We start from the raw sequence: 15389 nt of genomic DNA, 5'->3' as shown, positions 1-15389 counted from the left end.
ATAGAGTGAGATTCGATTATAAGAGAAAGCGTTGGTGAAAGAATGGAGCAGCAAAGAAATTGGCTACAAGCAACTGTAGAAAGAATTGAAGATAATACGTTACAAATAAAGTGGGAAAATAATATAGAAGAAGTTCGTATTTATTGGAGTACTTCACCAGATCATATTGAAGAAAATGGAGAACTACTTGCAACTGTAAATGGAGAATTATCATATACAATTGAAAACCCGAGTGAAAATGAACGTCCATATTTTAGACTAGTAGGAAGTAATGGACAAGCAGTGACAGTAGCTGAGCGTAGATTGCCATTACAAGGTGCGTTTAACTTCCGTGATATGGGTGGATATGAAACGACAGATGGACGTAAAGTGAAATGGGGCAAATTATACCGTTCTGAAGAATTAGCAGGACTAACAGAGTGGGATATCGACTATTTACAAAAGTCTGGTTTAAAGTTAATTTGTGACTATCGTACAGACTTTGAGGTAAAGCATAAGCCAAATCCTGAGATTACAGGTGCTCGTCAAGTGTGCTTACCAGTTATGCAAGACTTAGCGAAAGACTTAAATATAAATGAGTTTTTCCAAGTTGGTGACCTTTCTATGTTAGGAAAACCAGGTGAGTATCTTGTGAAAATGAATCAAGATTTCGTAAGTGGCAACGAGGCATTCGTGAGCTTCTTAAACTTAGCGCAAAACCCGGAAAACTTACCGTTAGTAAACCACTGTACAGCTGGAAAAGATCGTACTGGATTTGGTTCAGCATTATTACTACTTTTACTAGGTGTACCAGAAAAAACAGTAATGGAAGACTACTTACTAAGTAACGGATTCCGTGAAAAGCTAAATGAAAAAATGATGGCCTTTTTAGGTGCGAAATTACAAAACGATGAGAGCAGAGCGATATTAGGTGCAATGTTTGAAGCGCGTGCTGAATACTTGCAAGCTGCGATTGGTGAAATTCAAAAGCAATACGGATCAGTTGAAGCATACGCTGAAAGGGCCCTTGGCTTTACGAAAGAGTCGTTAGAGGAAATGAAAGAGTTATTGCTAGAAGATTAATAATGAGAAGGAGGCTGAGCGGATTAGCCTCCTTTTACTATTGTTGCTATAATTTTGTTAATGAGGATGTTGTGCACCGAGGAGAAAATGGATGAAAAGAACTTAAGAATCGGGGGATAAAATGATTTATACACGTGTAAAAGCAGAGGGGTTAAGAGAAAAGCTGGCAACAATACTAAGTCAAGAGTATAAGGAACTAGCTATTCAAGATTTAAAGGTGATTGGAACGGGAGTGCAAAATATTGTTTTTCAAGGAGATTCAGAAAAGGGGTCTTTAGCATTTCGAGTACCGTGGGAAAGAGAAGTGGAAAATATAAATGAAGACTTATTTAACAGTCGGATTTCGTTGCAAAAGGAAGCGGAGCTGTCTAAGTATTGTCATTCAAAAGGTATTCCAGTACCAAGGATACACGGATTGCATCTTTCAACCGAACTTGATTTTTAAATTTCGGATTGTGTGTATGCTGATCGTACGCCAATTTCCGCATGCAAAATAGGGGAGTTAGTGAGCAAGCTTCATAGTATGCCAATTGATGGTTTGTATTACAAACAAAATATTAGAGAGCCCATTAGTAAGTATATAGCAGAACGAATTGTGAAACGGATAGAAGGGTTTAATACAATCACGAACTGTAAAATCAATCTTCCGAATACAAAAACAATTGAATATATTCTTAGTACAGCAGATCATGTAAAATGTTTATTACATATGGACATTCGACCAGCCAATTTAATCGGGTATAATGGAGAAGTTAAAGCAATAGTTGATTGGGATAACGCTTTAATTGGTCATCCATTGCTGGAGCTTATGAGAATAGCTGAAACAAATGAGGTTAGTTGGGATGAATTTAAAGATGGATATAAGAATGATAGTATCTTTAATGTTACTCCTCATATTGTTAGTTTATTTTATAGACTAGATACAGCAGTCATGCTAGCAAACTTATTTATAGCACATTTGAAAATAAAAGATAAAGGTGTATTCTATAAAGAGCGGGTTAAAGCGCTTCATCACGAAATATATAAAAATTTATAAGCAATGAGAACGAAGCTTTTAAAATAGGAATTGAGGAGAACATCATGAAATACAAAGTTATATTATTCGACGTAGATGATACATTATTAGATTTCCCTGAAACGGAAAGACACGCATTACATAATGCGTTTGTACAGTTTGGTATGTCTACAGGGTATAATGATTATCTTGCAAGTTATAAAGAGATTAGTAATGGATTATGGAGAGATTTAGAAAATAAAATGATTACGCTAAGTGAATTAGCCGTAGAGCGATTTAGACAATTATTTGCAATTCATAATATAGACGTAGATGCGCAGCAATTTAGTGATGTATACCTTGAAAATTTAGGGAAGGAAGTACATCTTATAGAAGGCGCAGTACAATTATGTGAAAATCTACAAGATTGCAAGTTAGGTATTATTACGAATGGATATACGAAGGTGCAACAATCAAGAATCGGAAATTCGCCTTTATGTAATTTCTTTGATCACATTATTATTTCTGAAGAAGTTGGTCATCAAAAACCAGCACGTGAGATTTTTGATTATGCGTTTGAGAAGTTTGGGATTACTGATAAATCAAGCGTACTAATGGTTGGAGATTCGTTAACTTCTGATATGAAAGGCGGAGAAGATTACGGCATTGATACGTGTTGGTATAATCCGAGTTTGAAAGAAAACGGGACAGATGTTAACCCGACTTATGAAGTGGAGAGTCTGCTACAAATTTTAGAAATTGTAGAAGTGGCGGAAGAAAAGGTAGCTTCATTTTAATCATGCTGATATTTGTCGAAAAATCGATATATTGAAAAAATCGTTGATATATTGTAAGTTGTGATAGATATATTGAAAAAATCGTTGATATATTGTAAGTTGTGATAGATATATTTGAAAAATCGTTGATATATTGTAAGTTGCGATAGATATATTTGAAAAATCGCTCATATAAATTCATATACTAAGATATAGAACAAAAAAATAGAGCTACTATACAAGGTCATTCACGTGTTATAATGCGTGAATTAAATATGCGTATATAAATAGTTTCCTAGCGTGATGCGATGTCATGTATGATTAGTGTAACAACTAGAGGTGAATAAAGGATGTTAACGTTTTTATTTGAGTTAGACAAGAATCTCCCGCAGAAGGATGAGCCACGGTATGATGCTTATTCAAAGGGCTTTATCGAAGGAGATGTAACGATTTGCGCGAGTGACAGCGTATTTTTTCAAAAATCATGTATGAAGGTTGCAGAGCTGGGGATTTATTTAGGTCAGTGGATGGAACAAGTTCAACATGGGCAGAACGTGCCTATGAAATATGAAACGGCTGACCGTGAAGAGGTAATTCTTAGTTTCTTCTACGAAGAGGATCATAATCAATGGAATGCTTTTTCCAGCTGGCAAGAATTTGAACTTCAAGAGCGTATAGCTACTACAACATTAATAGAGAGTGTTCAACGCTATTTGTATGAGTTAAATAAAGAACTGCGCATGATAGAATATCCTGTGACGTTTGATCAGTACTTAAGAGGAGAGCGAATGATGCAGCTCTCTTACAAACGACCGTGTGATAGCAAAGCAGATACGACACCGATAGAGGTTTATAATGGAAGTGAGCAAGTAGGCGTAGTAAGGGGCTATTATAAAAATACGCTGATGAGAGTGCTGGATTTTATTCCGAAAATTGGTAGTAATATTATTTATGAAATAAAGGATAGTAAGGACAATATTCGCGTCATTGCAAAGGATGTAAGTAGGCAGCGCCAAAGAAGGATTTTAGTAATGTACAAAGATAATCATGATGCAGAGCATGAAATACTTGTATGTGACGGAAAGTTATTGGATGCAAATTTCTTATTTACCTTTACATATAAGGCAGAAGAATATGTTGTTCATAAAACTTCATTTGGAATGGGAAAGTTATTACGAAAGGGCTATGTAATTGTAGATTGGAATATTCGTCTTGAGGAAGATATGTATTACATTGAGATGAATGTATATGATGAAGATTACATGCAGGATCAATACTTACTATTAGGCGTATTTCATGCGGTTTTATATGGATAATCAATGAGAAATACCGTCATTCTTCTTGGAAAGAATGACGGTATTTTTTTATGTGATTCTTGTGACTGGACGTCTTTAATCAATCCTCAAAAATAAAAATCTCATCAATCGTACTATGAAGTGCCCTCGCAATATCGTGAGCAAGCTGCAAGGAAGGATTGTATTTACCTTTTTCGAGATGGCTAATTGTTTCACGACGTACACTAACTTGTTTCGCTAAATCTTCTTGCGTCATGTTCAATTTGGTGCGGTATTCTTTTATTTTCGTTACGAACGCCATGGTGCATCTTCCATTTCATCAACTGGTTTATCGTAAAAGAACATAGAGAATCCGAACGTAAGAATAAGGGTGCCGAAAATAAGAGCGATATCAATTTCTTGTAGCACCGGGTTTGGAAATAACATTTCAATGAACATAATGATAGCGGTAGTTAGTAACGTAACGATAAAGGCATTGCGGCACGATTTATTAACGATTTGTTCAAACAGTTCATCGTGTTGAACCGTTCTATATGAGGTGAAAAAGGAGAAGAAACAAAACATAGTAAACAATCCTTTTTCATAAAAAAAGCCAAGAAAACCGAAGAAACCAAGAAATCCTAAATATTTTATCCAAGTTGTTTTCACGATAGTTCCTCCTAATCATGTTAGAAATAAATCACATTATGTTATAAATATATCACATATGGATAGGAATGGTAATAATAGTTTTCCAGTTTGCTTCATAATAATAGTAAAAAGAGGAAATATGCTGCGAAACAAAGAGGATAATATTGTAAAATGGTTGTAAGGAGGGGGAGGAAGAAATGCTAACTTGGATCATGATCGTTGTGTTACTTGTAGTGATTACTGTCATTGCGACGGTGTTAATTGGGCGGAATGGTGATGCAAATTATAGCAAAGCGACAAAGGGGAATATTAAACGCTTAACAATGATTTATATTATACTAGCTGTCGTTTTAGTTGTTGGATTAGGGGTGTATATTTATTTTAAAGGTTAAATAAACTGAAAAATGTAAAAATCTTAAAATAGAAGTATGCTATAATATCAATATAGTTATTTGGTAATTAAGGAAAGGATTGGATGGAATGATTGAAATTACGAATGTGTCAAAAAGTTATAATGGGTCTACCTATGCAGTAAAAGACTTAAGTTTATCTGTACCTAGCGGCGAAATCTTTGGATTTTTAGGACCGAATGGTGCGGGTAAATCAACGACAATTAAGATGATTACTGGTATTCACGGGGTGGACAAAGGGACTATTACGATTAACGGAAAAAATATTATGGAAGAGCCGATGGAAGCGAAGAAGACGTTTGGTTATGTACCAGATAGTCCAGATATGTTTTTACGATTAAAAGGAATTGAATATTTAAACTTTATGGCCGATATGTATGAAGTGCCGAAAGAAGTACGACAAGAACGAATAGAGTCTTTAGCGAAGAAGTTTGATCTTTATAATGCTTTATCTGATCAAATTCAAAGTTATTCGCACGGTATGAGACAAAAAATCGTTATTATTGGTGTGCTCGTACATGAGCCAGATGTATGGATTTTAGATGAACCATTAACTGGGCTTGATCCGAAATCTGCATATATTTTAAAAGAAATGATGAGAGAACATGCGGATAAAGGAAAGATTGTATTTTTCTCTACACACGTATTAGAAGTGGCAGAAAAATTATGTGACCGCGTCGCGATTATTAATAAGGGAAACCTTCAGTTTAAAGGGAATTTAGATGAAATGAGAGATCATTTTAAATCCAATGAATCACTTGAAAAAATGTTCTTGGAGATGACGGGCAATGAGTAAAATTTGGACGTTAACGAAAGTATTATTGAAATTAAATTATGCAGATTTTATAACAGATAAGAAGAAGCGATGGGCGTATGTATTTTCATTTGCAGCTATTTTATTTGTCGGCTTTTTACTGTTTGGTTCTATCACGCATGCAATGTATGAGGGAATGATACATTTAGGGCAAGATCCAGGAATGATTATCGCAATGGGACTTGCGATTGCGAGTATATGGGTATTTTTAATGAGTATTACGAACATTTTAACTGTATTTTACTACAGCAATGACATTGAAATGTTATTACCATTACCATTAAAACCAGCGCAAATTATTTCAGCCAAATTTTTAACAGTATTAATTACACAATACGTAATGAGTTCATTTATTTTATTACCGATCTTTATTACGTATGGTTTAAAAAATGGCGCATTTATTACATATTACATATATATGATTTTCATTTACTTACTCTTCCCAATTGTGCCGTTAGTACTAGCTTCGTTACTGATGACAGTTATTATGAGGTATACAAATATAGCGAAAAATAAAGACCGAGGAAATATATTTATTGGAATCGTAAGTATACTATTTATTGTAGGAATTAACGTATTTTTGCAGTGGAAAAATAAAAGTTCGTTTTCTGAAGATGCAATTGCGGATTACCTTGCAAACAACCAGTCTTCTCTTTTAGTACAAATGACAAACTATTTTCCAACTACATATTTTGGAGCAGTAGCATTAGTAGAAAATGCAAATTGGAAGGGACCTTTATATGTAATAATCTTTGCAGTTATTTCATTTGTCTTCTTTGTGTTGTTTTATTACATAGCAGAGCGTACATATTTAAAAGGGGTTATTGGACTTTCAACGAGTACAGCAAAGAAACAAGTTATTTCGGCGGAAGGTTTACAGAAATCAACAGTACAAAGTTCGCATTTAAAAGCGTATGTGAAAAAAGAATTTAAAACGTTATTCCGTACACCACAATTTTTCTTAAATTGCATTGTACAAACTTTCGTTATGCCAATTATGTTGTTCTTTATTTTATTTGTGCAAGATGGGAATTTAAAATGGATCACGGGATATATTGATAATCCAAAATCAGCAGGACTTGCAATTGGTGTTGGCCTTTGTGCCTCTCTATTTTTAATGGGAAGTAACGTCATCGCAACAACTTCATTCTCACGTGATGGAAGCTCTTGGTTTGTGAATCGTTATTTACCAGTAAAGGCTTCGGATATCTTTTTTGCGAAAGCAATCACTGCTTGGTTAATTAATGTAATCATTTTAGCAGTATTCGGTATTACGATGGCAGTTGTAGCTGGGATTTCTCCAGTCTTCATGATACTGTGGTTTTTACTAAGTGCGAACGGGTTACTGTTAATTAATTTAATTGGAACACGTTGGGACGCACAAACTGCAGATATTCATTGGGATACAGAGCAGAAATTATTTAAAAGTCGATATACAACTTTGTGGAATTTTTTAGCTAATATTTTAATAGCTTTAATTATTGTGGGGGGAGTAAGTGTATTATACTTCTTCCTTCATGTCGGACTGTGGGTTATGTTTATCGTTTTATTTGTAATGTTTACGATTGTAAATTATATCTTTATTAAAATGTTAAAATTAGGTGCTGAACGTATACTGTCAAATATTCAATAAGAAGATAGATCCTCTGTATTCATGCAGGGGATCTGTGTATAGATGGAGGAGAAAAAGGTGAAGAAAATAGCAATTGTAACAGGGGCAACTCGTCTGAATGGAATTGGTGCAGCTGTATGCAAGGTGCTTGCTCAAAAGGGGATAGACATTTTTTTCACGTACTGGCCAAAGTATGATAAAGCGATGCCATGGGGAATGAGTGATCAAGAACCCTTTTTGCTGAAAAAGGAAATTGAAAGTTACGATGTTCGATGTGAAATGGCAGAAATTAATTTATCGCAGTCTTATTCGCCAAATCGTTTGTTTTATATGGTATCAGAACGGTTAGGTGATCCATCTATTCTAGTTAATAATGCAGTATATTCTACTCATACGAGGATTGAGGAATTAGATGTAGAGCAGTTGGATAAACATTATACAGTTAATGTTCGAGCTACTATGCTATTAAGTTCATTGTTTATAAAACATTATTCACTTAAAACGGGCGGGAGTATTATTAATCTTACTTCAGGACAGTCAGTAGGTCCAATGCCAGATGAACTAGCATATGCAGCAACGAAAGGGGCAATTGAAGCATTTACAAAGTCAGTAGCACCAGTTGCGATGGAGAAGGGGATTACAGTGAATGCTGTAGATCCAGGACCGACGAATACAGGATGGATTACAGAGGAGCTGAAGCATCATTTAGTATGGAAGTTCCCGCAAGGTAAAGTAGGAGAACCGGTGGATGCTGCGCGCTTAATTTCTTTTTTAGTAAGTGAAGAAGCGAAATGGGTTACTGGGCAAGTCATTCACTCGAATGGTGGTTATTCATAAAAATATTATGTTAACAAATGTTGAGAAACAAAAAACGAAAGAAAATTTTATTTTTTTGTATAAATAAAATGTCAAGAAAGATAAAAATTTGATAGAAGAGTATATCGTCATATGAAGATAGTAATTCTTAATGTGACAATATACTCTTTTTCTTTTACTTGCGAGTAGAAAAATGAAGTAGAAGAAACTCGAATATTAAAATGAGTTTATCAGTTTTTGTACGTATTATTATGAAGATTACTGTCGGAAAGATGATAATTCGTATGAAAAGGGATTTTTTAAGGGGGAATCGAATCGTAAAGGGGAGGATAAATTATGTAAAACATAGGGGGATTTATATGAAAATGAAAAAGGTCGCTATCGCATCGATAACAATTGGTACAATGCTTACTATGGCAGCTTGTAGTCCTTCAGCAGATAAAGAAACGGAAAAGAAAGAGCAAGTAACTGCGCAAAATGATGGAGAAGCAAAAACGACAAGTGCAGATGAAGCGTCAAAAACAACGAAAGATACTGAAAAAGAAACAAATACTTCTTCAAATGAAAAAACAGATAAGGATGCAAAAAATACGAAAGAATCATCAGGGACAGAAAGTAACGGCAAAACGTCAACTCAAAACGAAAATGTAAAAACAAAAGAAAAAGAGACGACAGGAAAAACGAATGATCAAACGACTAGCGGGAAAACAACAGATCAAAGCACAAGTACAAGCACAAACAATAACGGAAAGACAACGAAAGATCCGAAGAAAAGTGTTGCTGTGAAAACGAATGTTAAAGAAGTTGTAGCATTAATTGATAGCTTGGACAAGCAGTTAGCTGCTAATCCAAAATTGGAAACAGTGAATAAGCTTGGCAAACAAATTAATGAAAAGTGGGATGTGATTGAAAAAGAGCTAGAAGCATCACATCCGACGGATTCTAAAACAATCGGTCAAAGTATGTATCCGTTAATTGTAGGAGCGGAGAAAGAAAAAATCGATATTAATAAAATGAAATCATTAACGACGAAAACGAAAAAAGATTTAAATCAGTTATTGACGAAACTTTCATAGTTTCAAAAGCCTACTCGTGTGAGTAGGCCTTTTTTAGGTTGTTGTAATGTGCATAGTATAACTTATTTATTTTCATTTTCAATTACGATGCGAAAGGAACTGAATGCTTGTTGACTGATATAATCTTCTTCGCTAACTTTATAAGGAAATGGAAAAGCGACGAGTTGCAAATTACTTTCCTGATCCACTGAAGGCAATGTGAAATTAAAGATTTGCCTCGTTTCAGGTGCAACCTTAGTATAAACGACTTTTCTATTGTTAAATATTTCAACTTGTTTCCAATCTTTAAAAGCCACGATTGCGTAAGTCATTTCATCATTTGTTTCATTACCGTTTGATAAAATTAATTGCTTGCCTTCCTTTTCAAAGAAGACAGTTTGTAAGTTCTCTTCACGGTTCGTAACAAATAATGGTTCGTAACAAATAATGGTTCGTAAAGACCATCTTTTAAAATAGCATCTGGATCTATAAGGGAGAGTTTTATTTTTTCGTTTTCTTTCTGAAGAGGATGCATTGAATATCGCATACTTAGAATATCTTCTAAAATAGCTGCTTTATTTAAGTTATTATCTTTTAATTTGTATTCAGGTTTTTTAATTATTAAAAAGGTTAATTCACTTGCATTAGGAGAAGTGTGTAAAGAGATTTTCGTAGTAATTGAACTGTTTGGTTTCATATCAAAAAAATAGTGTGATATTTCAGTAGTAGTATCTTCTATTTTAAAAGGTTTTTGTTCGTAATCTTCTAGAACAATTAATCCATATTTTCGGTTTTCATTAATAGTATGTACGAATGATAATGTTACATTAATTTTATTATCCTCACTAGTAATTGTACTACCATTGTTAATATGTTGGCCTTGATTATCCTTCAATCCGTAAGAAATAGTATTGGTTTGTTGCTCTCGTTTATTTTCTATGGAAGGTGGATGAGGTTGTATGAATGAAGTATTGAACAAAATATAAATTGTAAGTAATGAAATAAGTAAAACACCGCTAATAATATATATTTGTTTCATAAATAGCACCTCAATATATGTAAAATATTATAGAAAAAAGATATGCAAGATGCATATCTTTTTTCTCTTTCTTACCAGAAAGCTTTTGTTTCGTGATTCACATCATTATAACCACTTAATTTATAGGTATGATTACCGATAGCGTAATCATCTCCATAATAAATGCTTGTGTTGGTCGCTGTAGCACTTACAAAGGATGATTTTTTTGCACTATTACTTTTCGTATTTACTAATGAGCCATCGCCATTGAAAGTTCTTGCTTTTGCATAAATATAGTCTTCGGTCGTAGTTGATTTCGATTTAGCAACTGCATAGGGGTTACCAAAAAAGGGAGTATATACGCTAATGTTAGAGTCATTCTTAGGTGCAGCTGCAATAGTCAAACTAGGAACACTAGATGTTTTTGTTGATTGAATTGTATCAAAGTCAACTAAAACGGGCTGCTTGTCTACAGTATCGACCTCTGAAGCACTTGCGTTATTAGTAAAACCAAAACCTAAAACCGCTAACCCTAAAGTTGTCACCGATAAAGATTTTTTCATATTCACTAATTTTCCCACCTTTTTAAATTTTTGAGTTCGAACTCAATTCATACAATATATGAAAATTTCGAAACTCTCAATGGTTTATCCCATACTTAATTTTTCTTTTACTTTCGATTCAACATGTCTTCATTTGCAAAAAAGCGAATATATCTTCTAATGCTTAGCCAGCAAGGGATACAGGTTTAATTTTATGAAATTCATGTAAATTTAAATCTATTCATGTCAGAATCTCTGTTATTTTTAAGTTCATATGGGAAACTTATTAAAAAAAGGATGGTGACAAAAATGACAATCGATCGAATTTGTACAATTGGACCCGCAAGTAATAATAAAGAAACATTAGCACAGTTAATAAAGAATGGTATGAAAATTGTTCGACTGAATTTATCGCATGGCACGCATGAAAGTCATAAAGACATCATTCGTTTAGTGAAATCATTAGATGACTCTATTAAATTTTTGGGTGATGTACAAGGTCCTAAAATAAGATTAGGTGAAGTGAAGGGAGAGCAAATTACACTTCAGGCAGGAGATTCTTTTATTTTACATACACAACCAGTTACAGGGAGTAATACAGAAGCGAGTGTTGATTATGAAGGAATTGCGAATGATGTGAAAGCAGGCAGTAGAATTTTAATTAATGATGGAGAAGTTGAATTAATTGTTGAAAAGATAAGTACGGACAAAATAGAAACGAAGGTAAAAACAGGTGGCAATATCTCATCTCATAAAGGAGTTAATTTACCAGATGCGGCTGTTCGTTTACCAGCTATTACAGAGAAAGATAAAAAAGATATTCAGTTTCTTTTAGAGGAGAATGTTGATTTTATCGCGTGTTCTTTCGTAAGAAAACCTAGTCATATAAAAGAAATACGAGATTTTATACAACAGTATAAAGAAACGTCACCTAATGTAATTGCAAAAATAGAAACGATGGAAGCAATCGAGAATTTTCAAGATATATGTAAAGAAGCAGATGGAATTATGATTGCAAGGGGCGATTTAGGAGTAGAGTTACCGTATCAATGCATTCCGCTTTTACAGAAAATGATGATTCAGGAATGTAATCGAACGAATACATATGTCATTACAGCAACACAAATGCTTCAATCTATGGTAGATCATTCTATTCCAACAAGGGCAGAGGTGACTGATGTGTTTCAAGCTGTACTGGACGGGACGAATGCAGTTATGCTTTCAGCTGAAAGTGCATCAGGAGAACATCCAATCGAAAGTGTGAGAACATTACGTCTCGTTTCAGAATTTGCGGAACATGTTAAAAAAGATGGACCTTTTGCGATGAAAGATGTACTGGAGTTACTGCATAAATCACTGAATGAGTGATGAATAAAAACACGAGGGCGGATATGCATCCGCCCTCGTGTTTTTCATTCATACTATTCTTGCTCTTGCTCATCCAAAATCTTTTCAAACGCAGCAGATACTTTATCAAACTCTTCATCATTTTCAATGTATGAAAACTCATTATCTTCTTCTACTTTTAAAAAGAAAATATCAATGTCTTCCTCAGTTTCTGTTTGGATATCTTCAACAAAGGCAACTGCAATATATTCTGCACCTTCGACATCCATCGCTCCAAGTACTTCTACTTCTTGCTCTTCGTTATTCTCATCACTAAGAGTAAACACTTCGCCAACTTCAATATCAGACATATTCATTCTCCTCCTGTTCGACTCTAAAAAATAGAGCACTCAAACTGTATACATACTAACATATCTTTCCATGAAAAACCAAATTCATACGTAAGAAAACAATTCATTCTTCTTTAGTATGAGTATACAGCTATTAGGAGCATTATTTGTCTGTGCTATATTACTTAATCCATTCAACAATTGTATCCATAGTCTGTCTTGTTTTATCACGCTTTGGCTCTTCTTTACGGTAACCAAAGGCAACCATAACTGATACTTCAAGATTATCGCCTTGTATAATGCCTTCTTGACGAAGTAAAGAATCTACTTCCTCTTTATCAAATCCTTCTATTGGACAAGAATCAATACCGATTTGAGCTGCGCTCGTCATCATATTACCTAAAGCGATATAAGATTGCTTGGATGCCCAATCAAATACAGCACGATCGGATTGTAATAAGTTAAAATCTGTTTCCTGGAACTTTTTGAAGAATTCATATCTAATTTTTTGAGTGTCTTCAGGCAATCCAATAATATCGTTCATCATATATTTAATATACTCTGCATCATAATGCATATCTTTAATGTTTCTTGAAAGAACAATAACAAAATGACTAGCTGTTGCAAGTTGCCCACCAGCGCCCCATGAATACGGTTGTAGTTTTTCTCTTAATTCTTTATTTTGTACGACAATAAATTTCCAAGGCTCATATCCAAAAGAAGAAGGAGATAATCTGCCTGTTTCTAAAATAAATTTAAAATCCTCTTCTGAAATTTTGTGCATAGGATCGAATTCTTTACATGCATGTCTGAAATGAAAAGCCTCCATAATCTTTTCTTTTGTAATTTCGTTTGTATTTGTCATAAAAGTTCCTCTTTTCATGAATTTATTTTTGTAAGTAAATTATATTTTTAAAGTAACATAGATACAAGTACGCACATTTATGTGGTATAGTATCAAAAAAGATACTAATGTTAAGGGAAGGGATTTATTATGGATTGTCCAAACGAAAATAATATAAATTATCCATTTTTAAATAAATATTCTTGTCCAGTTGAAGCTATGGTTGAGGTGATTGGAGGGAAATGGAAAGGGGTAATTTTGTATCATTTATTAGATGGTACAAAGCGGTTTAATGAATTAAAAAGATTAAAACCAAATATCACACAAAGAATGTTAACACTGCAGCTGAGAGAACTTGAAGCTGATGGCATTATACATCGTGAAGTATACCGTGAAGTGCCACCTAAAGTTGAATATTCGTTAACTGAGCTTGGTGAATCACTACGTCCAGTGATTCTATTAATGATGGAATGGGCAACTCATAATATGGAGAAAGTTTTGGAGAGTAGGAATACGAAAAATAATAGTTAAGAGTTGAAATTGGTATAGACGAGTTATGTGAAATAGTTGTAGAAATAAAAGGTGTTTCCATACGTGAAAACACCTTTTATATCTATGTTTTTTACTTTTTAACTTCAACTGCTGAAGTTGGAAAGTTATTTAAGTTTGCAGTTTGACCATACCAATCAGCATGTTTAAAAACAACACCTTTTCCATATCCGTCAGTTGAAGTACGTTCCCATAGTGTTGTTGAATAGCTAGCAGTAGGAGCTGCTGTACGTACAGAAACAATTTGATTTTGCCAACTAGCAGACAAGTTTTTATAACCGCTACTTAGAGAAAAATACTCGCTACCTTGATTTGTGAGTTTATAGAAGTCTGTACTACCAGGTCCGCTTCCTCCAACACCAAGGGGAGTGATTGAATGATTCAACCTTTGTTTATCTTTTTCAATAAAAGACTCTAAACTTTCTTTGCTCGAAAATCCATAAGATAACCAGTCTCCATTTTGATTTTGTTTCGGTAGAACTAACGTTATTTTTATGTCTTCCTTTGATGGAGCACTCAATTTGTTAAACGAATCAACAGTCTTTTCATCTACAGTTACATATTCGAAAGAGGAAATCGTATAATCTTTTTCGGTACTAGCTGATACTGATCCCAGTCCTCCAGTTAACGACGAAACAGTTAATAATGCACCTGCTACCAACTTTTTCAGCATGGATTCATCTCCTTAAAACTTAGATTTTTTACATAACTAAAATGTATGTTAATTTGAATGTTTTATAAATATTTAGAAATTTATAAAAGTTAAACAGAATATTCTTTTATTATTCTGGAGTAAGGAGGGGAATTTAAAAAAGGATTTACTTAAAAAGTAAATCCTTTTTGCTGACCTATTTCAAAACTTAATGGATGAAAGTTTCATTTTATCCATCTATGAATCATACACTTCTTTTGCATTCGTAGAAGCAGCATCTAATAAAAGGAAAATGGCTGCTATCATATGTAGAACGATTTCTATATAAGGGAAAAAGGCAACTAGAGTAACGATAATACCGATATAATGAGGGGACGTATTCATGCCTTCTTTTTTAGCTAATAAAATAGTATTGATATGTAAAACAATCAATAGTAGTAAAGGTATCCCATATAGGTTAACAAGACTTGGAAATACATAATAACAAGGAAGTAATAAAAGATGATAGATCCCTGTAGTCCACTTTAGTGCTTGAATGTAGGTTTTCAAAGTTAATCCTCCTAAAACAATTCGTATCTATATATTACCAAAAATAATAGGTAATTGGATATTGTTTATTTGTATTTTTAATAGATTATAATAAT

The 15389-nt window shown here is 33.8% G+C and carries 17 protein-coding genes and 2 pseudogenes; 11 read left to right on the top strand and 8 right to left on the bottom strand.

The genetic code is table 11. From position 1 onward, the window contains the following. Positions 1 to 42 precede the first annotated feature (42 nt). From ACTFSL_RS19045 to ACTFSL_RS19030, 4 genes and pseudogenes are all read left to right on the top strand, one after another. Positions 43 to 1062: a tyrosine-protein phosphatase gene (locus ACTFSL_RS19045; RefSeq protein ID WP_000437802.1), complete on the top strand. Its 1020-nt coding sequence runs from the start codon at positions 43 to 45 to the stop codon at positions 1060 to 1062. A gap of 121 nt (positions 1063 to 1183) precedes the next feature. After that, positions 1184 to 2098, top strand: a pseudogene (locus tag ACTFSL_RS19040) (phosphotransferase family protein). Positions 2099 to 2142: 44 nt separating this feature from the next. Continuing rightward, positions 2143 to 2853: a YjjG family noncanonical pyrimidine nucleotidase gene (locus ACTFSL_RS19035; protein WP_078438847.1), complete on the top strand. Its 711-nt coding sequence runs from the start codon at positions 2143 to 2145 to the stop codon at positions 2851 to 2853. 329 nt (positions 2854 to 3182) lie between these two features. Beyond that, positions 3183 to 4148, top strand: coding sequence for a tubby C-terminal domain-like protein (locus tag ACTFSL_RS19030; protein WP_440042219.1), 966 nt, complete (start codon positions 3183 to 3185; stop codon positions 4146 to 4148). A 79-nt stretch (positions 4149 to 4227) separates the two neighbouring features. Here ACTFSL_RS19030 and ACTFSL_RS19025 read toward each other — a convergent pair whose 3' ends face one another. Both ACTFSL_RS19025 and ACTFSL_RS19020 read right to left on the bottom strand, forming a co-directional pair. Further along, positions 4228 to 4428 (bottom strand): helix-turn-helix transcriptional regulator, encoded by a 201-nt coding sequence (locus ACTFSL_RS19025; protein ID WP_113302986.1) that lies wholly within the window; start codon positions 4426 to 4428, stop codon positions 4228 to 4230. Beyond that, positions 4416 to 4775, bottom strand: coding sequence for a DUF3796 domain-containing protein (locus tag ACTFSL_RS19020; RefSeq protein WP_000859221.1), 360 nt, complete (start codon positions 4773 to 4775; stop codon positions 4416 to 4418). The genes ACTFSL_RS19025 and ACTFSL_RS19020 overlap by 13 nt, the downstream gene beginning before the upstream one ends. Positions 4776 to 4954: 179 nt before the next feature. Between ACTFSL_RS19020 and ACTFSL_RS19015 the strand changes: the two genes are divergently transcribed. From ACTFSL_RS19015 to ACTFSL_RS18995, 5 genes are all read left to right on the top strand, one after another. Then, a complete protein-coding gene (locus tag ACTFSL_RS19015) occupies positions 4955 to 5149 on the top strand; it encodes a hypothetical protein (protein ID WP_000958863.1) in 195 nt (64 codons plus the stop codon). Positions 5150 to 5237: 88 nt separating this feature from the next. Then, on the top strand, positions 5238 to 5963 hold the full coding sequence (locus ACTFSL_RS19010) for an ABC transporter ATP-binding protein (RefSeq protein WP_000570206.1): 726 nt from the start codon (positions 5238 to 5240) through the stop codon (positions 5961 to 5963). Continuing rightward, entirely contained in the window at positions 5956 to 7614 is a 1659-nt protein-coding gene (locus ACTFSL_RS19005) for a putative ABC transporter permease subunit (RefSeq protein WP_440042217.1), read from the top strand. Before ACTFSL_RS19010 ends, ACTFSL_RS19005 begins: the two co-directional genes overlap by 8 nt. 57 nt (positions 7615 to 7671) lie before the next feature. Next, positions 7672 to 8430, top strand: a complete 759-nt coding sequence (locus ACTFSL_RS19000; protein WP_000716965.1) for an SDR family oxidoreductase — start codon at positions 7672 to 7674, stop codon at positions 8428 to 8430. Positions 8431 to 8768: 338 nt separating this feature from the next. Beyond that, on the top strand, positions 8769 to 9485 hold the full coding sequence (locus tag ACTFSL_RS18995; RefSeq protein WP_000782545.1) for a hypothetical protein: 717 nt from the start codon (positions 8769 to 8771) through the stop codon (positions 9483 to 9485). 62 nt (positions 9486 to 9547) lie between these two features. Here the strand turns inward: ACTFSL_RS18995 and ACTFSL_RS18990 are convergent. Next, a pseudogene (locus tag ACTFSL_RS18990) lies at positions 9548 to 10503 on the bottom strand (hypothetical protein). A 71-nt stretch (positions 10504 to 10574) separates the two neighbouring features. After that, positions 10575 to 11051, bottom strand: a complete 477-nt coding sequence (locus ACTFSL_RS18985) for a XoxI protein (protein ID WP_440042216.1) — start codon at positions 11049 to 11051, stop codon at positions 10575 to 10577. Positions 11052 to 11333: 282 nt separating this feature from the next. Between ACTFSL_RS18985 and ACTFSL_RS18980 the strand changes: the two genes are divergently transcribed. Continuing rightward, a complete protein-coding gene (locus tag ACTFSL_RS18980) occupies positions 11334 to 12392 on the top strand; it encodes a pyruvate kinase (RefSeq protein WP_440042215.1) in 1059 nt (352 codons plus the stop codon). Positions 12393 to 12445: 53 nt separating this feature from the next. Here ACTFSL_RS18980 and ACTFSL_RS18975 read toward each other — a convergent pair whose 3' ends face one another. Together ACTFSL_RS18975 and ACTFSL_RS18970 are read right to left on the bottom strand one after the other, a co-directional pair. Continuing rightward, a complete protein-coding gene (locus ACTFSL_RS18975; RefSeq protein ID WP_002005464.1) occupies positions 12446 to 12727 on the bottom strand; it encodes a DUF1292 domain-containing protein in 282 nt (93 codons plus the stop codon). 154 nt (positions 12728 to 12881) lie between these two features. Then, on the bottom strand, positions 12882 to 13565 hold the full coding sequence (locus ACTFSL_RS18970; protein ID WP_000185712.1) for an NAD(P)H-dependent oxidoreductase: 684 nt from the start codon (positions 13563 to 13565) through the stop codon (positions 12882 to 12884). Between the two features lie 129 nt (positions 13566 to 13694). Between ACTFSL_RS18970 and ACTFSL_RS18965 the strand changes: the two genes are divergently transcribed. Further along, positions 13695 to 14075 carry a winged helix-turn-helix transcriptional regulator gene (locus ACTFSL_RS18965; protein ID WP_000340581.1) on the top strand — a complete coding sequence of 127 codons (381 nt, stop codon included), beginning with the start codon at positions 13695 to 13697 and terminating at the stop codon, positions 14073 to 14075. A gap of 91 nt (positions 14076 to 14166) precedes the next feature. On the opposite strand, the gene ACTFSL_RS18960 is transcribed toward ACTFSL_RS18965, so the two are convergent. Both ACTFSL_RS18960 and ACTFSL_RS18955 read right to left on the bottom strand, forming a co-directional pair. Continuing rightward, positions 14167 to 14766, bottom strand: a complete 600-nt coding sequence (locus ACTFSL_RS18960; RefSeq protein ID WP_440042214.1) for a hypothetical protein — start codon at positions 14764 to 14766, stop codon at positions 14167 to 14169. A 216-nt stretch (positions 14767 to 14982) separates the two neighbouring features. Next, entirely contained in the window at positions 14983 to 15294 is a 312-nt protein-coding gene (locus ACTFSL_RS18955; RefSeq protein ID WP_000860717.1) for a hypothetical protein, read from the bottom strand. Between the last annotated feature and the right edge of the window lie 95 nt (positions 15295 to 15389).

It is taken from the genome of Bacillus cereus group sp. MYBK108-1 (assembly GCF_051917185.1).
Taxonomy (GTDB): Bacteria; Bacillota; Bacilli; order Bacillales; family Bacillaceae_G; genus Bacillus_A; species Bacillus_A cereus.
This window is presented reverse-complemented; position numbering and strand designations above follow the sequence as displayed.